Raw genomic sequence first — 18,053 nt, 5'->3', positions numbered from 1 at the left:
CCTTCACTTTGGTGTACACTTCATCCAGCAGGGCTTTCGCCTTGGTTGCCTCTTGCGCATAACTGCTCACATACGCACACATCATCAGTACTAGAATCAAACTATTTTTCATGTCTTATTTGGTTTCCTCGTTTAACATTTTATCCAGGGCATAGATGTCTGGTACCAGGACCGATCTGGCCGTGCTTCCTTCAAACGGTCCTACGATGCCCGCGCCTTCCAGTTGGTCAATTATGCGCCCTGCACGATTGTAGCCTAATTTTAGCTTCCGCTGAATTAAAGAGGCCGATCCTTGCTGGGCCGTTACAATGACTTCTGCTGCATCTCTGAACATAGCATCCCTGTCGGCAATATCATAATCAAGACTTGTGCCAGAATCTTCTCCTGAATACTCCGGAAGTAAATGAGCACTGGGATATCCACGTTGTGATCCAATATATTCTGTGATCTTAGCCACTTCCGGGGTGTCTACAAAGGCACATTGAATACGCGTAACGTCGTTTCCTTGGGTAAATAACATATCGCCCCTTCCTATAAGCTGATCTGCACCCTGAGTGTCTAAAATGGTCCTGGAGTCTATTTTAGACGTCACTCTAAATGCGATCCTGGCAGGAAAGTTGGCCTTTATGATCCCTGTAATGACGTTTACGGACGGTCGTTGAGTGGCAATTATCAGGTGGATACCGATCGCTCTGGCTAACTGCGCCAATCTGGCAATGGGTGTTTCAACTTCTTTCCCCGCCGTCATGATCAGGTCTGCAAACTCGTCTATGACCAGTACTATATAAGGGAGGAAGGTGTGCCCATCGTTGGGGTTAAGTTTCCGTGCCTTGAATTTGGTGTTGTACTCCTTAATGTTCCGGACCATGGCCAGTTTGAGTAGCTCATAGCGGTTGTCCATTTCAATACAGAGCGAATTCAAGGTATGGATCACCTTGGTATTATCGGTAATGATGGCCTCTTCAGAATCCGGAAGTTTGGCCAGGTAATGACGTTCTATTTTGTTGTAAAGCGTTAGTTCCACTTTTTTTGGATCTACCAGAATAAATTTTACCTCCGCCGGGTGCTTTTTGTACAAAAGGGAGGTGAGAACAGCGTTAAGTCCGACTGATTTCCCCTGGCCCGTGGCTCCGGCCATGAGCAGGTGAGGCATTTTCGCAAGATCTACCACAAAGGTTTCATTGCTGATGGTCTTTCCAAAGGCAATGGGCAGTTGCATCTCCGCTTTCTGGAATTTGCTGGATGCAATCACGGAGCGCATAGACACAGTGGTAGCCTTTTTATTGGGCACCTCTATCCCAATGGTACCTTTGCCAGGGATGGGTGCAATGATCCGTATCCCCAGGGCGGCTAAAGATAGCGCAATGTCATCTTCGAGATTCTTGATCTTGGAGATCCTGATCCCTGCCTCGGGGACGATCTCATAGAGCGTTACCGTTGGACCTATAGTGGCTTTGATTTGTGCGATCCCTATTTTATAATTCTTAAGAGTATCTACGATTTTGTTCTTATTCTCTTCCAGTTCTTCCTGGTTAATGGTGATGCCACCTGTAAACCCATGCTGTTCCAACAGATCGAGGTGTGGGAATTTATAATTACTTAGCTCGAGGGTGGGATCGAATTCACCAAAATCGGCCACAAGCTTATCCGAAAGAATGTCTTTTTCTTCCTTTTCCACAGCCACAGCACTTACTTCCATGGCGATTTCCTCTTCTTTACTAACCGTTTTTTGGTCTAAAACGTCCTTGAAATCCTTAGAATCATCATTGAGGGGAGGAATATCTTTTTTATGGGTATAAGTGTCCAGGGATATTTCATTATCCTCATCCTTTAGGAGCGTAGCCGGTACTTCTTCCTTGTTTTTGAATTCGGAGACCACTGAAGCCGATTTCGATTTAAAAAAGCTTGCAATTCCTTCCGGAGTTAGCTTAAATAAGCGCACCATGATGATGGTAAGCATGAACAAAAGGATAAGGAAAACACCAATTTTACCGGTGTAGTCTTGTAAAAAGTCATTCATCTCATAACCTACCAATCCACCAAGCAGAGGTTGTTGTTCTGCAAAGAAACCGAGTGCAATGGAAGTCCATATAAGCAATAATAATCCCCATATCCATTTACCCCAAAGTCCTTTTTTAGGAATACTCAGGAACATGTAGAGTCCGGTGATACATAAAAGAAAGGGAAGGATAAAAGAAGCAATTCCAAATCCTTTGTACATTATATAATGACTTACACTGGCGCCGAATTTATTCAATAGGTTCTTGGCCTGTTCGTTCCGATTTGCAAATTCGGACAGTAGGCTTTGATCTTCTTGCCAGGTGAAATAAAACGAGATAAATGAAAAGAATAATGCAATACTCAGCAATATCAGTAAGCTTCCCAGAATGATCTTATTCTGTCTGGAAAGCCTGAAGGGAGTTCTTTTTTTAGAAGCCGTAGGTTTGGACTTTTTTTTCTTGGTTGCCATTAATGCATGCAGTTCATGGTGTAAAAATACAAATTTACCTAGGATGCAGGAGGGGTCAATGAACTAAAATATTTTTGGCAGGTAAATGATCAGGCCAACGACCGAAGCTGCAACGGCTACCATCATAACCGCCCCTGCCGATATGTCTTTAAGGAAACCAATCTTAGGGTCGTGATTAGGTTGCACGTAGTCCGACAGTTTTTCAATCGCTGTATTTACCCCTTCAACACCCATCACCAGGCCAATAGCCAGTGTCTGTATCATCCATTCTACCGTGGAGATCTCATAATAAAATCCGGCAATAGTCACCACAACAGCCAGCAGGAATTGTAATTGAATACTGCTTTCGGTACTTAGTAGCAGGATGGCCCCTTTTGCTGCATACATAAATCCTTTTATTCTATTCTTCACAAAGGATTCTTTAGCCATTTTTGATCGCCTCCAGGGCTTTTTGATAATTGGGTTCATCTACTAATTTAGGCACGTGTTCTGTATAGATTACACGTCCTTCCTCATCTACAATAACCAGGGCTCTGGAAAATAAGGTTTTTAGAGGGCCGTCTTTAAAAGTAATGCCGTAGTCTTCGCCAAATTTACCTTCCTTGTAATCGGAGAGCATTTCCAGATTATCAATCCCCTCAGCCCCACAAAACCTGTTTAAGGCGAAAGGTAGGTCTGTGGAAACGCATAAAATCACTGTATTATCAAAGAGTGAAGCTTTTTTGTTGAACTGATGAACAGATTGTGCGCAAGTACCGGTATCAACAGATAAAAAGATATTGAGGACTACCTTCTTGCCTTTGTAATCCGTGAGAGTAACCGAACTGAGATCGCGCCGTGTAAGCTGAAAATCAGGGGCTGAACTGCCCACTTCAGGGAGATCGCCTACGGTATTTGCTGCCACACCTGTAAGTTGTATTAATGCCATGTCTATTATTGAATTTTAAGTCCGAAAATTAGTAAATAATTAGGGTATTTACCGGCCATATAGATTAAATAAATGCTTTTAAAAGTAATGAAGGTATCCAAAAGTTTTGAGGAAACTATGATGAAGGACTGGTAGCCAATTGCTTTATTTTAATCTTTAAAGCCGCAAATAGCAGTGTCATCATAGGGCTCAACCAGTTGAAGACAGCATAGACAAAGTAGTCTGCCACACTAACGCCCAACACACCGCTATGATAGGCGCCACAGGTGTTCCATGGGATCAGAACGGAGGTTACAGTTCCTGAATCTTCGAGCGTTCTGCTGAGGTTTTCTGGAGCAAGACCTCTATCTTCATAGGCTTTTGCAAACATTTTTCCCGGGACCACTATGGCGAGGTATTGGTCTGAAGCTGTTACATTCAGGGCAAGGCAGCTCCCTACTGTACTGGCGAATAAGCCAAAGGTGGTCTTGGCCATACCTAGCAAAGCCTTTGTGATCCTGGATAAGGCGCCAATCCCATCCATAATTCCACCAAATACCATGGCACAGACAATAAGCCAGATGGTACTTAACATACCGGCCATGCCTTTTGCTGAAAATAATTCATTCAATGCCGGATTATCTGTGGCAATGGAGGTTTTTATGGTGATGGCATTAAGGATTCCCTTATAGCCATTTTCAAAAGTGAGTTCTTTCGCTCCTGTTAGTCCTGCAACGATCTCGGGTTGAAAGAACAGCGCAAAAGCACCACCTAAAAGCGTCCCTATAAGCAATGCCATTAATGGAGGAGCCTTTTTAACGATCAGAAGTATTACAACTACAGGCACTATGAATAACCAACCATTAATATTAAATGCAGCGTCAATAGAGGAGAGGATGCTAGCTGTATCGGCTACCCCGGTGGTCTCAATATTTAACCCCAGGATTATAAAGACCAGCAAGGTTACTGAAATGGTGGGAATAGTAGTGATGGTCATGTACTTTATATGGTCGAACAGTTCCCCTCCTGCCATGGCAGGAGCCAGGTTGGTAGTATCGGAGAGGGGAGACATTTTATCCCCAAAATACGCACCAGATAGCACAGCACCAGCTGTCATTCCTAAAGAAATGCCTAAGGCCTCCCCAATACCAATTAGCGCAATACCTACGGTGGCCGCTGTTGTCCAGCTGCTTCCGGTAGCGATAGAAATGATCGCACAAATAATCACGCAGGCGGCAAGAAAAATAGTTGGGTTTAAGATCTGTAATCCATAATAGATCATAGCAGGAATGATACCGCTTACCAGCCAGGTGCCGGCCAGGGCTCCTACCATTAAAAGGATGAGGAGAGCTCCTGTGGTCGACTTTATATTTTCGGCCACTTCTGCAAGCATTTGTTTATAGGAAACCTTATTGAAAAATCCAACTACGGCAGCTACCGCACCACCCATGAGGAGGATGAATTGATTGGACCCTCCGGTGGCATTGTCACCAAAGACAAAGACGTTGTAAGCCAACATGCCTACCAGGGCAACCACAGGAATGAGGGCCTCCCATATATTCAATTCTTTATTATCTACAATGTGTTCGTTCTCCCGGTATGCATTGGATTTTTTAGCCGCCATCTAGCTTGGTTTAGTTTGCCCGTAATATTACAATTTTAGCCACGGTTGTGCAAACGTATTGCTATTGACGCACTTATACGGATACCTTATTCTTGGTGAGAATACCCAATTGATGCATACAAGATCGCATCATCGTATAGGTTCTGTGAATATCGTTGTCCAGGCCAATAGAAAATCTGATCAATCCATCGGAAAGACCCATTTCTGTTTGTTCTTCTAAAGGAATTTCAGAAGAGGTGGAAGTGCCCGGGGCACTAAAAAGTGTTTTGTAAAAGCCGAGGCTCACAGCCAGATACCCCAGATTCATTTTTTGCATCTGTTCCATCAGCAAATTAGCTTTTTCAAGGCTGCCAACGTCTAACGTCATAATGCCACCATAGCCATATTCAGAGACCATTTGTTTTTTCATCAGGGAATGTCCCGGATGAGAGGCCAGCCCGGGATAAACTACACGGAGACCGTCTTTTTCAAAATGTTGTGCCAAATAAAGGGCATTTTCGCTATGCTTCTTCATGCGGATATGCAGCGTTCGCATATTCTTTAAAATGGAGGAGGCTCTCAGACTATCGAGGGTGCTACCAAGTAGCATACCCGCTCCGTTATTTACATCCTTTAATGCCAGGCAAAAGTCTTTAGTACCACAAACCACGCCCGCTACACAATCACTACTTCCATTAATGAATTTGGTAAGGCTGTGTATCACAATGTCTGCACCCAGATGTGCCGGAGCTACAGATAGGGGTGAAAACGTATTGTCTACGACCAAAGGAATTTTGTATTTTTTTGCCAAGGCAGCCAGGCCTTTAATATCGGCTACTTCTAACAACGGATTGCTCACAGATTCGCAATAGATCATTTTTGTCCGCGGCGTAATGGCCTTTTCTACGGCCTCTAGTTTGGTGATGTCCACAAAAGTGGTATCGATCTTAAATTTTTTCAGGAAATTCTTCATGAATGCATACGTACCTCCATAAATAGTTCTGCTGCTTACAATATGATCCTCGGCATTGCATAATTGAAGGATCACTGCGGTAATGGCGCCCATTCCACTGGCGGTTACATTAGCCGTTTCAGTGCCTTCCAAAGCAGCCAGGGCCTCTCCTAAATACAAATTGGATGGAGATGAGTGACGACTATACAAATAGCACCCTTCGGTATTCCCTTCGAAGGTGTCGAACATGGTTTTGGCAGACAGGAAGGTATAGGTAGAAGAGTCTGATATGGAAGGATTAACCCCTCCAAACTCTCCAAAATTGTGAAGTTCCTGTATTTTATCTGAAGCGTTGTATGGCATAACGAAATAGTTTTGGTTTGTATAAAGATACAGTTGCAAAGATCTAAAAACAACTAAAATATCAATATATAGAATATTAATCTAAATAATATTTAATATATAGATAAAAATACTATTTTTATAAAAAATAATGATATTTATAGAATTTAATTCATATGAAACTAGATACGATAGACAAGCTCCTATTGGGCATGTTGCAGGCCAATTGTAAAAAGACCACCAAGGAGTATGCAAATGCTTTAGGATTATCAACCACTGCTGTTTATGAGCGTATCAAACGGTTGGAAAGGGAGGGGGTTATCTCCAACTATGTGGCCCTGATAGACAAACACAAGGCCTCTATGGATTTTACCGCTTTGTGTCATGTTAAATTAAGTCAGCATGTCAAGGAATACGTGCTTCAGTTTGAGCGTGAAGTGCTTCAGTTAGCCGAAGTGTCAGAATGTTTCCATGTGAGCGGCGATTACGATTACATTCTTAAGATCCATTTGAAGGATATGGCCGCCTACAGGGAATTTATGGTCACAAAACTAACGGCCCTAAAAAATATTGGAAGTACCCATAGTTCTTTTGTGATCAGTGAAGTAAAAGTGAGTACGGCCATTAGCTTGTAATGTGCTTGAGAAGGGCCCACATGGGTTTACCTTACTTTACCATGCAGAAAAGGGTGGGGGGAAGAAGCTTTGGAGGTAAAAGACTATTTGGTGACACTTGGTGCAGTAGATAAAAAGATCGCCTTGTATTAGGTGTGCTTTTAGTTAGCGTCCTTTCTCTTCGATTGGCGTATGCCTAAAATTAAAAACATTCGTACTTTTGCTGCGTTGGAAAACTATTATTCCAGTCTAAACTTTGCTTCGCAATAACAAAATAATTATATGACTCAATTTGATGTGGCCATTATTGGCTCTGGTCCAGGTGGATATGTTGCAGCCATTCGTTGTGCTCAACTGGGAATGAAAACAGCGATCATTGAAAAATATTCAACACTTGGAGGCACTTGTCTCAATGTTGGGTGTATTCCATCAAAGGCCTTGCTGGATTCGAGCCATCATTACGAAGATGCAATTCATCATTTTGAGGAACACGGAATTGAGATCCCTGGAGAAGTAAAAGTGAATCTGGAGAAAATGATAGGCCGCAAACAGGCAGTGGTAGATCAAACCACCAAGGGTATTCAATACCTGATGGACAAAAATAAGATTGAAGTCTTCGAGGGTATTGGCAGTTTTAAGGATGCCACTCATATTGATATTAAACCTTCCAAGGGTAAAACAACCACCATTGAGGCCAAGAATACCATAATTGCCACAGGTTCTAAGCCTGCAAGTTTGCCTTTTATCTCTCTGGATAAGGAACGCATTATTACCTCTACAGAAGCGCTCAGCTTAAAGGAGATCCCAAAACATATGATCATAATTGGGGGTGGTGTGATAGGTTTAGAACTGGGTCAGGTTTATAAAAGATTAGGCGCAGAGGTTAGTGTGGTAGAGTTTATGGACAGGATTATCCCCGGAATGGATGGCGGACTTTCCAAAGAACTCATGCGTGTCCTTAAAAAACAAAAGGTAAAGTTCCATCTTTCTCACAAGGTAAAATCAGTAAAACGGAAAGGAAAGGAAATCACCGTGATAGCGGATGATCCCAAAGGTGGCGAACTTAGCCTTACCGGAGATTATTGCCTGGTTTCAGTTGGGCGCAGACCCTACACAGACGGCTTGAACGCCGCCGCCGCTGGGGTTGCATTAGATGATAAAGGCAGAGTACAGGTCAATGAGCATCTGCAAACCAGTGCATCGCATATTTATGCAATAGGAGATGTGGTTCGAGGCGCCATGCTGGCGCATAAGGCAGAAGAAGAAGGAACTATGGTGGCAGAGATTCTTGCGGGTCAGAAACCACATATTGACTATAATTTGATACCAAATGTTGTCTATACCTGGCCAGAAGTTGCTTCTGTAGGAAAGACGGAAGAACAATTAAAGGAGGCTGGTGTAGCCTACAAAGCAGGTCAGTTTCCTATGAGGGCACTCGGAAGAGCCAGGGCCAGTATGGACATAGATGGCTTTGTTAAGATCCTTGCCGATAAGAAGACCGATGAGGTGTTAGGGGTCCATATGATTGGAGCCCGTTGTGCCGATTTGATCACAGAGGCGGTAACAGCCATGGAATTCAGAGCTTCGGCCGAAGATATTGCCAGGATGAGCCATGCACATCCCACCTATGCCGAGGCTGTAAAAGAAGCTGCTTTGGCGGCTACAGAAGATAGGGCGTTACACGTTTAGCAGAAAAATATATATTTATCCTTTACTTGTATTAAGAACTCGTAAAATCTTGTCTTGCAATACGATAAGTAATTTAGACACTTCGAAATATCCTTTTGATAAACCTGTGTTTGCCTTTTGTGAATATTGCGTGATCAAATTTTTTATCAGGGATTCGTTGGTGTCATAATACAAGGCCACAAAAGAGCAGAACAGCATAAAAAGCACAGCACCAGGGATCACCATACCCGGGGTAATCGCATGATCAAAGAATCGGTATAATCCAAGTCCGGTTAAACTCCCGTAAAGGATCACAAAATGGATGACGTAAATTGACAGCGTGTTTTGTCCAATCCGCAAAAAGGTAGGCTGTTTCAGAAAATCTCTGAAAATCATAAAAACAGCAAAAACCAATAATACATCACCCAGTCTTATAAACAGGTAATTATTAAAGGCAATATTACTGAAAAGACTCACTCCGCTTAATTCCCCTATGAATACAAAAAAAGGTGATGAAAAGAACAAAAGACTTACGCCCGCTATGGCCGAAAGCCCGATAGCCGTAGGGTATAGGTTCTCCAAAGAGGCATACTTTTTAAAAAGCACAGATAAAAAGGCTCCAAATGCTGTATAACCAACCCATGGGATTATGGTAAAAACAGACCCGTTAGATCTGGTAAAATAATTGGAAATTGCATCGGGGAGCCATGCATAGGTCCATCCAGAATATACGGGTTCAAAAATGAACAAACTTAATGTGATACCCAGTAATGTGGCAGGCATCACCCAATTCTTTTGACGAGAGGTGAGCAGAAATACTCCGATGATCACTAAAATAGATACCCCAATACAATGCAGTACATCTACCAGAAAGAAGGCGTCATACAACTTGCCCTGTAGCAATCCAAAGATATTTGAACGCAAGAGATACCCTATAAATAATAATTGCAAGGCACGCCTGATCCCCTTGCGGATACGAGGGTTTTCCCAGCCTTGTTGAGGCACACGGATCAACAAATACGTAAAGATAAAACCCGATACTGTAAAAAATACAGGGGCCGTGATCCCCCTGAAATAAAGCCAAAGGGAGTACATACTATTCCCTGTATCCCTAAAAACAGGATCCAGGAGACCATCTACAAAATGCCCTTGCAGCATCATAAGGATGGCCCATGCTCTAATAGCATCTATAAAATGAAGTCTGTTGGTTTTAATTTCCATACCACTTTATAACCTATATACTTAATTGACAGGGTGTTTGGATGTTCTAGGGCGCAAAATTAGCTAAAATGTTCTCATTTAATTCTTATTTGCGGTATTTTCGCTTTTTTCTACCTTAAAAAAGTGTACAATGAGCAACATCATGGCCTTTGCAGGCAGTAACTCGTCTACCTCTATCAATTTTGCGTTGGTAAAATACACGGCTTCCCTTTTAAAAGATCAAAAAGTACAATTAATGAATATGGCCCTGTACGATCTGGCAATGTTTAGCGAAGACCACGAAAAGGAATTTGGCTATACCAATTCTCTGATAGAATTAAGGGATGACCTTCATAATGCAGAGGGTCTGATCTTGTCAGTGAACGAACACAATGGCAATCCTTCGGCCTACTTTAAAAATCTAATCGACTGGTTATCGCGTTTGGAACGAAATTTTCTTTTGAACACAAAGATCCTGCTAATGAGCACTTCCCCCGGTAAGCGCGGGGCCATGAGTTCGTTGGCTCTCATGGAAGATCTCCTGCCACGTTTTGGAGGCGAGGTGACGGCAACTTTTTCGCTGCCTTCATTTGGAGAAAACTTTGAAGTAAAAAAAGGAATCACCAACCCGGAACTTAAGGAAGCCCATGCAAAGGCGGTTGAAATTTGGTTACAGAGCCTTTCCGGGAAACAGTAGTGCTGTGAAGTAGTTTTTTAAACATCCGGATAGAAACCTGCTATCTTCAGATAGAGACCATTCTTTCTTACCTTTGCGGTGTGTTCAGCCAATTTAAATACCATATTGAAACGAACTTTCCTCAACTTCTGAGTACGCCTGGTATGGTGGCCTGTAGTGGGGGTGTAGATAGTGTTGTGCTTACTCAACTATGTCGTCAGCTGGGAATGGAAATATCGCTGGCTCATTGTAATTTTAAGTTAAGGGGGGATGAAAGTGATGAGGACGAACAATTTGTAAAGCAATTAGCCGATCAACTCAATGTGCCATTCTTGAATACCCACTTTAGCACCAGTGAGTATGCTGCTGAGCACAAACTTTCTATTCAAATGGCAGCCAGGGAACTACGCTATCAATGGTTTACTGAACTCATGGAAAAGGAAGGGAAGTCGTGGATGCTCACTGCGCACCATCTGGACGATTCCCTGGAAACCTTCTTTATAAACCTTTCAAGGGGTACGGGGATTGAAGGGCTTAGTGGTATTCCGGCACATACCAATGGATTTATCAGACCACTGCTGCCATTTAGCAGGGTGGAGATCATGGAATACGCCAACAAAGAAGGAATAGCCTGGAGGGAAGACAGCACCAATGAAGAGACTAAATATCTGAGGAATAAGATCAGGCATGAGATGGTACCATTGTTAAAGGAACTTCATCCAACTTTTTTGGAGAATTTTAAAAAGACGGAGGAATTTCTTTCCGGTTCGGCAAAAATGTTATCGGATTATTCCTATGCGCTGAAAGAGCAACTTTTTGTTCCTTATCAGCAAGGCTTTAAAATAGGCATTGGCGCTCTTCTAGAACTTAGTCCTATCCAGGGTTATTTGTACATGCTTTTTAAGGATTACGGGTTTCAATCCTGGAAGGATATGGAATCCCTCCTTACTGCTATGAGCGGAAAGGAACTTCATTCCAAAACACATCGACTTATCAAAGACCGAAAGTATCTGCTTCTTCAGGAAGTACCGGAAGTTGCAGACTTGTCTGCTGAAGAAAATTCTCCGGAAGAATTAAGTGAACTTCCCATTGCCCTGAAAATTGAAAAAGTAGAACAGATAGAAGAAAAGAACAATACCATACTATATGTGGATAAAGAAACGTTAAACCATAGACTAACCGTTAGGAAATGGAAGAAAGGCGACTATTTTTATCCGTTGGGAATGAATGGAAAAAAAAAGGTGGCCAAATTCTTCAAGGATGAAAAGATGGACGCCATTGCCAAGCAACATCAATGGCTCTTGTGTTGCGGGGAGAAGATTGTCTGGATCATTGGAAGAAGGGCAGACGACCGATTTAAAATAACGGCATTAACAAAAAATATTCTTAAGGTTACTGTAGCAGAATGAAATATCTGATAACTAGTATAGTACTTATTGTTTTTGGTGTAACTGCCCTGGCACAGACCGATGATGATCCTGTGATATGGACCCAGGAATTTACCAAGACATCTTCAGCAGAATATGAATTAGTGATGAAAGCCACCATTATGGACGGGTGGCACGTTTATTCTCAATTTACAGCCGAAGGGGGCTCCCTGCCTAGTGAATTCACCTATGTAAATGAGGGAACCGACTATGAATTGATAGGCAACACCGGTGAAAGTGAGACGCTACGGGTGTACAGTGACATTTTTGAAATAGAAGAGACCTATTTTAAAAACAAGGCAGTCTTTAAACAAAAAATAAAGATTCTTAAGCCCGATGTACAGCAGATCAAGGTGTCCTTGTTCTATCAGGTATGTAAAGAGGTTTGCATTGGTCAGGATAAAGATTTTTATTTTACCCTGGATGGGAGTGAGGCGGTAGTTGCTTTCGAAACAATAGATGATCGCAGCAAAGAAAAGGCAGCAGCCCTTAGGCTAGATCTTAAGAATAAGGAAGTGCTTCAGGTAATGGGAGGAGAGGCTTCCAAAAATGATCAGGGTTTATTGATGATCTTTGGTTTGGGTTTTTTGGGTGGATTAATAGCGCTTTTAACCCCATGTGTTTTCCCAATGATCCCCTTAACAGTTTCCTTTTTCACCAAAAAGTCGCAGAGCAGGTCAACAGGGATCATAAACGCCTCCTTATATGGGTTTTTTATTGTGTTGATCTACTTTTTACTGAGTTTACCTTTCCACCTCTTTGATTCGGTCGATTCTCAGATCCTTAATACCATCGCAACTAATATCTGGTTGAATATTTTCTTCTTTATCATATTTGTCTTCTTCGCTTTTTCGTTCTTTGGATACTATGAACTTACCTTGCCCAGTAGCTGGGCAAATAAGATGGATTCTGCCTCCAACAAAGTGGGGGGAGGTTTGGGAATCTTTTTTATGGCCGTTACCCTGGCTATTGTTTCTTTCTCGTGTACCGGCCCAATCCTGGGAGGACTGCTTGGCAGTACTGCCCTGGCTGAGGGAGATGTGGCCATGAACCTATCGGCGGGAATGCTCGGATTTGGGGTGGCCCTGGCTTTGCCGTTTGGGTTATTCGCACTTTTCCCAGCCTGGTTGCACAGCCTGCCAAAATCTGGTGGCTGGATGACCACCGTAAAAGTAGTGCTAGGATTCCTGGAGCTGGCGCTGGCCTTTAAATTCTTATCCAATGCAGATTTGGTGGGGAATTGGGGACTATTTAAAAGGGAGATCTTCCTTGGAATCTGGATTCTTTTGTTTCTTCTCTTAACAGCCTATTTGTTTGGACTCTTCCGTTTTCCACACGATGGTCCTAAAGAAAAAATATCGCTATCCAGAAAGATTACAGCGCTGGTAAGTGCCGGCTTTACGGTATATCTGGTCTTAGGTACATTACAGATTACGAACCTTAAACTTTTAAGTGGATTTCCCCCTCCTGATTTTTATACGCTTATGGAGCAGGAAAGTGAATGCCCTCTGGGAATAGACTGTTTTAAGGATTTTGAGACGGGAAGAGCTTTCGCAGAGGCACAAAACAAGCCTATTTTGTTAGATTTCACAGGATGGGCATGTGTGAACTGCCGTAAGATGGAAGAACACGTATGGAGCGATCCTGAGGTATTTCGACTTCTGAATGAAGAATTCGTGCTGATCTCATTGTACATCGATGATCGGGAATCTCTTCCACAGGAAGACCAATTTATGTTTCAATATGAGTCGGGCAGGGTGAAAGCCATCGAAGAGATAGGGGAGAAGTGGGGTACCTTCCAGACCATTAACTTCAATGCTGCCTCACAACCGTATTACGTTTTACTTTCCCCGGACCTGTATGTTCTGAATTCTTCTATGCAGAACACGGATACGGCCACCTATGAAAATTGGTTAAAAGAGGGATTAAAAAATTACCAGATCTATCGACGAAATAAAGTGGTAACTAGTCGATAGAAATCGCTTTCGTTCTTAAAAACACTATCTTTAACCCCAGAAATTTACTAAGGTGAAGAATGTCAGGAAAATAGGATGGATACTAGTAGGTATTGCAGGAATTCTGCTTATCGCAGCGTTTATTATCGTACAAAAATTAAAGCCGGATTATTCGGGAGAGAGGGGTATGAAAAACCTAACTGCCGATGTAAGTGTTACTTTTGACCCATATGGGATTCCTCATATTGAAGCAGCAGAGGAGACAGATGCTTTCAGGGTTTTGGGGTATGTTCATGCCCAGGACAGGCTCTGGCAAATGGAATTGTTGAGAAGGGTTGCCGTGGGCGGACTTTCAGAGGTGTTTGGAAAAGACCTTATATCTACAGATCAGTTCTTCCTTTCTTTGGGTATAGATGATGCTACGGCCAAAACCGTTGGCGAGTTAGACCCTGATAGTAAGGTTGCCATTCTCTCACAGGCTTATTTGGATGGCATCAATCAGTTTATCGAAGAAGGCCCAACTCCGGTAGAATTCTACCTTACCGGTTTAGAAAAAAAACCTTTTGTCCTGAAGGATGTTTACAATGCCGTGGGATACATGGCTTTTAGTTTTGCCATGGCCCACAAAACAGATCCACTTTTAACGACCATACGCGATTCTATTGGCATAGAATACATAAAGGATCTTGAAATAGACAGTTCTCCTGCTACAGAGTGGATTAAAAATTACACCGGGGAAGAGGTGAATAATGCATCCGCCATGGTTTCACAAGTTTCAGAAGTACTCGCCGAGCTGCCTGTACCTCAGTTCATAGGGAGTAATAGTTGGGTTCTGGGCCCTGAAAAAACAAAGAATGGCAAAGTAATCTTTGCTAACGATCCTCATATTGGATTTGCTCAACCCTCTGTTTGGTATGAGGCTCATATAAAAACACCATCCTATGAAAAGTATGGATATCATTTGGCTGGTGTACCATTTCCGTTGTTGGGACATGATTATAAAATGGCCTATGGGTTCACCATGTTTGAGAATGACGATATCGACTTCTTTTATGAAACCCTGAACCCGGAAGATAGTACCCAATATAAAACTTCTGACGGTTGGAAGACTTTTGAGGTGATCTCTAAAACGATCAGGGTAAAAGATGAAAAAGATCATGTGTTTACTTATAAAAAGACAGTTCGAGGTCCGGTTCTTAACGGCATAGCTAATCAGGTACAGGGGGCAACACCCGTTAGCATGGAGTGGATCTATACCAAAGGCGAGAATGTGGTCATGGAAGCCTTGTACGGGATCAGTCATGCCAAAAACATAGAAGAGTTCCGCAATGCGTTACCCAAGATACATGCTCCCGGACTTAACACCATGTACGGAGACGCTGAAGGTAATGTAGCCTGGTGGGCCTCTGCAAAACTCTATCAACTTGGGGATAGTACGAACACCAAGTTTATCATGGACGGGAGTAGGGGGCAGGATAAAAAAGTACGGTATTTGGAGTTTTCGGAAAATCCTCAGGCCGTAAATCCGCCATGGCACTATGTGTACTCTGCAAACAATCAGCCCGATTCTATTGCGGGGATGTTATACCCTGGCTATTATCTTCCCGAAAACAGAGCCAGACGTATTGTATCACTGCTGGAACCTAAAAACGATTGGGATAAGGCAGCTGTTCAGGAAATGATCACGGATGATGTTTCTACCGTAAACCCAACAATCATCACAGAACTGGCCAAATTGATCAATGTAAAGGACCTCAGCAACCAGCAGGCTCTGGTACTAGATCATTTGAGCAAATGGAATGGAGATAATAGTACCACGAATACCGAAGCTGCTATTTTTCATCGATGGATCTATTACTTTTTAAAGAATACGTTTGAAGATGAATTGGGCGAAAAGCTGTTTAAAGACTTTTTAAGCACCCATTTTCACAAGCGCCTTATTGCTCCCATGGCCGCTAAGGCCAATTCTGTGTGGTGGGATAATCGCCAAACAAAGGATACAGTAGAAACCAAAAAAGAGATTGTTCAGACCTCTTTCATCCAAGCTTTTGAATCGCTTGAAAAAGATTTGGGGAGAGATATTTCAAAATGGACATGGGACAAAGTACATACCCTGGAACACGGCCATCCTATTGGTCAAATTGCCACCCTGAGATCCTTTTTTAACGTAGGTCCTTTTCCCGTTCCCGGAACAAGGGAAGTAATCAACAATATGGCATTTCCTTATAATGGAGAATCCGAGTTTAAGGTAACGGCTGGTCCGTCTACCCGGCGGGTGATCGATTTTTCTGACGTGGAGAACAGTATGAGTATTTTGCCAACCGGCCAATCCGGAAACCCTTTTAGCAAATACTACGAAGACCAGGCAAAGATGTTTGTAAACGGAGAATTTCGCAAGATGCTGTTGAATCCTCAGGAAATAAAGGAAACGGCTGCTTCGGTTATAACATTCAAGGCGGCAAACTAATTATCTTCCCATATTCTATTTCCTGACTGCATCGTTGTTGCGGTATCATTCAGTACTTTTTAGTCAACCATTGAGAAATTCTCAGGATGTTGACAAAGGTCTATGGCAGTGCCGTTTTTGGAATAGAAGCTACCACCATTATTATTGAAGTGAATGTAGATAAGGGTATAGGCTATCATTTGGTGGGCCTGCCGGATAATGCCATCAAGGAAAGCAATTTCCGGATCGCGGCTTCCCTTCAGAATAACGGCTACAAGGTTCCGGGGAAGAAGATTACCATCAATATGGCGCCTGCAGACCTCAGAAAGGAAGGCTCCGCCTACGATCTCCCTATTGCCCTGGGCATTTTAGCGGCTTCCAAGCAAATAAAAGCAGAAATCCTGGGCAATTATCTCATCATGGGAGAACTTTCTTTAGACGGTGGGGTACAATCCATTAAAGGGGCCTTACCTATCGCTATAAAAGCCAGAGAAGAGGGATTTAAGGGGTTAATTATTCCCGAGGCCAACGCTAAAGAAGCTGCTATCGTAAAAGATGTGGAAGTGTACGGAGTTCGGTCAATTCTGGAAGTGATCAACTTTTTTGATAAGGGGCAAGCCCTGGAGGCCACGGTCATAGATGTCAGATCAGATTTTTACGAGCAACAGCAAGCTTCGGAAGTTGATTTTTCTGAGGTAAAAGGACAGGAAAGTATAAAAAGGTGCATGGAGATCGCCGCTGCCGGGGGTCATAATATCATCCTGATAGGTCCGCCGGGTGCAGGAAAGACCATGCTGGCCAAGAGACTGCCTTCCATCCTCCCACCTATGACCTTACGAGAGGCCCTGGAAACCACTAAGATACATTCTGTGGTAGGGAAGGTCTCTAATGTTGGTTTACTACATCAAAGACCCTTTAGAAGTCCTCATCATACAATTAGCGATGTTGCTTTAGTAGGAGGAGGTACCTATCCCCAGCCCGGGGAGATTTCATTGTCTCATAACGGCGTTTTATTTCTGGATGAATTGCCCGAATTCAAGCGCGGTGTACTTGAGGTGTTGCGCCAACCGCTGGAAGACCGGGAAGTAACCATTTCCAGGGCTCGCTTTACCATTACCTATCCCAGTAGTTTTATGCTGGTGGCCAGCATGAATCCGAGTCCGTCCGGGTATTTTTATGATCCGGATGCGCCCATCAATTCTTCCCCGGCAGAGATTCAACGTTATTTGGGAAAGATCTCAGGCCCATTATTGGATCGGATAGATATGCATATCGAAGTGACCCCGGTACCCTTTGAAAAACTATCTGATGGCAGAAAAGGCGAAGGGAGTTCAGAGATCCGAAAAAGGGTGGTAGCTGCCCGGGAACTGCAAACACAACGGTTTCAGGAGACCACTCAGGTGCATTATAATGCCCAAATGGGTAAACAGCAACTTCAGGCCTACTGCCATCTGGACGCCTCTTCCATGGCCTTGTTAAAACAGGCCATGGAGAAACTAAAACTCTCTGCCAGGGCCTATGATCGTATTCTGAGAGTGGCCAGGACCATTGCCGACCTGGCGTGTACTGAAAGTATTCAATCAGATCATATTGCGGAAGCTATACAATACAGGAGTTTGGATAGGGAAGGATGGTTGGGTTGAAATAAGTACGAAGTGCGAAATGCGAGGTTCGAAGTGCGAAATACGAAGTACGAGAGAGGAAGTACGAAATACGAGTTGGGAAATACGAAGTACGAAATACAAATGTTGAGAAGGAATATATTTTTTTACTGCTGGCGCGAGCATCATGCT

13 protein-coding genes are annotated in these 18,053 nt (G+C 43.1%); 7 read left to right on the top strand and 6 right to left on the bottom strand.

The window, feature by feature from the left end:
* Nucleotides 1-115: 115 nt before the first annotated feature.
* The 5 genes from WBM49_RS08155 to WBM49_RS08135 all read right to left on the bottom strand — a co-directional run bounded on the left by WBM49_RS08155 (nt 116) and on the right by WBM49_RS08135 (nt 6,295).
* Nucleotides 116-2,470 (bottom strand): DNA translocase FtsK 4TM domain-containing protein, encoded by a 2,355-nt coding sequence (locus WBM49_RS08155; RefSeq protein WP_424371559.1) that lies wholly within the window; start codon nt 2,468-2,470, stop codon nt 116-118.
* 63 nt (nt 2,471-2,533) lie between these two features.
* Nucleotides 2,534-2,899: a diacylglycerol kinase gene (locus tag WBM49_RS08150; RefSeq protein ID WP_424371558.1), complete on the bottom strand. Its 366-nt coding sequence runs from the start codon at nt 2,897-2,899 to the stop codon at nt 2,534-2,536.
* On the bottom strand, nt 2,892-3,398 hold the full coding sequence (gene tpx, locus WBM49_RS08145; protein WP_424371557.1) for a thiol peroxidase: 507 nt from the start codon (nt 3,396-3,398) through the stop codon (nt 2,892-2,894). The genes WBM49_RS08150 and tpx overlap by 8 nt, the downstream gene beginning before the upstream one ends.
* Nucleotides 3,399-3,513: 115 nt before the next feature.
* On the bottom strand, nt 3,514-5,001 hold the full coding sequence (gene nhaC / locus WBM49_RS08140; protein WP_424371556.1) for a Na+/H+ antiporter NhaC: 1,488 nt from the start codon (nt 4,999-5,001) through the stop codon (nt 3,514-3,516).
* 73 nt (nt 5,002-5,074) lie between these two features.
* On the bottom strand, nt 5,075-6,295 hold the full coding sequence (locus WBM49_RS08135; protein ID WP_424371555.1) for an aminotransferase class I/II-fold pyridoxal phosphate-dependent enzyme: 1,221 nt from the start codon (nt 6,293-6,295) through the stop codon (nt 5,075-5,077).
* Between the two features lie 155 nt (nt 6,296-6,450).
* Between WBM49_RS08135 and WBM49_RS08130 the strand changes: the two genes are divergently transcribed.
* Both WBM49_RS08130 and lpdA read left to right on the top strand, forming a co-directional pair.
* Entirely contained in the window at nt 6,451-6,909 is a 459-nt protein-coding gene (locus tag WBM49_RS08130; protein WP_424371554.1) for an Lrp/AsnC family transcriptional regulator, read from the top strand.
* 261 nt (nt 6,910-7,170) lie between these two features.
* A complete protein-coding gene (lpdA, locus tag WBM49_RS08125; protein ID WP_424371553.1) occupies nt 7,171-8,577 on the top strand; it encodes a dihydrolipoyl dehydrogenase in 1,407 nt (468 codons plus the stop codon).
* Nucleotides 8,578-8,592: 15 nt separating this feature from the next.
* On the opposite strand, the gene WBM49_RS08120 is transcribed toward lpdA, so the two are convergent.
* Complete coding sequence (locus WBM49_RS08120) at nt 8,593-9,777, bottom strand: heparan-alpha-glucosaminide N-acetyltransferase domain-containing protein (RefSeq protein WP_424371552.1); 1,185 nt, start codon at nt 9,775-9,777, stop codon at nt 8,593-8,595.
* A 130-nt stretch (nt 9,778-9,907) separates the two neighbouring features.
* On the opposite strand from WBM49_RS08120, the gene WBM49_RS08115 reads away from it, so the two are divergent.
* The 5 genes from WBM49_RS08115 to WBM49_RS08095 all read left to right on the top strand — a co-directional run bounded on the left by WBM49_RS08115 (nt 9,908) and on the right by WBM49_RS08095 (nt 17,903).
* Nucleotides 9,908-10,453 carry an NADPH-dependent FMN reductase gene (locus tag WBM49_RS08115; protein ID WP_424371551.1) on the top strand — a complete coding sequence of 182 codons (546 nt, stop codon included), beginning with the start codon at nt 9,908-9,910 and terminating at the stop codon, nt 10,451-10,453.
* Nucleotides 10,454-10,533: 80 nt separating this feature from the next.
* The gene (gene tilS, locus WBM49_RS08110) at nt 10,534-11,841 is read left to right on the top strand and encodes a tRNA lysidine(34) synthetase TilS (protein ID WP_424371550.1); all 1,308 of its coding nucleotides are present in this window, start codon (nt 10,534-10,536) and stop codon (nt 11,839-11,841) included.
* Nucleotides 11,838-13,835 carry a cytochrome c biogenesis protein CcdA gene (locus WBM49_RS08105; protein WP_424371549.1) on the top strand — a complete coding sequence of 666 codons (1,998 nt, stop codon included), beginning with the start codon at nt 11,838-11,840 and terminating at the stop codon, nt 13,833-13,835. The genes tilS and WBM49_RS08105 overlap by 4 nt, the downstream gene beginning before the upstream one ends.
* 52 nt (nt 13,836-13,887) lie before the next feature.
* Nucleotides 13,888-16,281 carry a penicillin acylase family protein gene (locus tag WBM49_RS08100; RefSeq protein ID WP_424371548.1) on the top strand — a complete coding sequence of 798 codons (2,394 nt, stop codon included), beginning with the start codon at nt 13,888-13,890 and terminating at the stop codon, nt 16,279-16,281.
* 86 nt (nt 16,282-16,367) lie between these two features.
* The gene (locus tag WBM49_RS08095) at nt 16,368-17,903 is read left to right on the top strand and encodes a YifB family Mg chelatase-like AAA ATPase (RefSeq protein ID WP_424371547.1); all 1,536 of its coding nucleotides are present in this window, start codon (nt 16,368-16,370) and stop codon (nt 17,901-17,903) included.
* Nucleotides 17,904-18,053: the final 150 nt, after the last annotated feature.

The organism is Muriicola sp. (assembly GCF_049669965.1).
Classification (GTDB): Bacteria; Bacteroidota; Bacteroidia; order Flavobacteriales; family Flavobacteriaceae; genus Muriicola.
This window is presented reverse-complemented; position numbering and strand designations above follow the sequence as displayed.

Excerpts from the sequence above, each read along its gene's own strand:
- WBM49_RS08155 (WP_424371559.1), bottom strand. The coding sequence starts at position 2,470 with ATGGCAACCAAGAAAAAAAAGTCCAAACCTACGGCTTCTAAAAAAAGA.
- WBM49_RS08150 (WP_424371558.1), bottom strand. The coding sequence starts at position 2,899 with ATGGCTAAAGAATCCTTTGTGAAGAATAGAATAAAAGGATTTATGTAT.
- tpx (WP_424371557.1), bottom strand. The coding sequence starts at position 3,398 with ATGGCATTAATACAACTTACAGGTGTGGCAGCAAATACCGTAGGCGAT.
- nhaC (WP_424371556.1), bottom strand. The coding sequence starts at position 5,001 with ATGGCGGCTAAAAAATCCAATGCATACCGGGAGAACGAACACATTGTA.
- WBM49_RS08135 (WP_424371555.1), bottom strand. The coding sequence starts at position 6,295 with ATGCCATACAACGCTTCAGATAAAATACAGGAACTTCACAATTTTGGA.
- WBM49_RS08130 (WP_424371554.1), top strand. The coding sequence starts at position 6,451 with ATGAAACTAGATACGATAGACAAGCTCCTATTGGGCATGTTGCAGGCC.
- lpdA (WP_424371553.1), top strand. The coding sequence starts at position 7,171 with ATGACTCAATTTGATGTGGCCATTATTGGCTCTGGTCCAGGTGGATAT.
- WBM49_RS08120 (WP_424371552.1), bottom strand. The coding sequence starts at position 9,777 with ATGGAAATTAAAACCAACAGACTTCATTTTATAGATGCTATTAGAGCA.
- WBM49_RS08115 (WP_424371551.1), top strand. The coding sequence starts at position 9,908 with ATGAGCAACATCATGGCCTTTGCAGGCAGTAACTCGTCTACCTCTATC.
- WBM49_RS08105 (WP_424371549.1), top strand. The coding sequence starts at position 11,838 with ATGAAATATCTGATAACTAGTATAGTACTTATTGTTTTTGGTGTAACT.
- WBM49_RS08095 (WP_424371547.1), top strand. The coding sequence starts at position 16,368 with ATGTTGACAAAGGTCTATGGCAGTGCCGTTTTTGGAATAGAAGCTACC.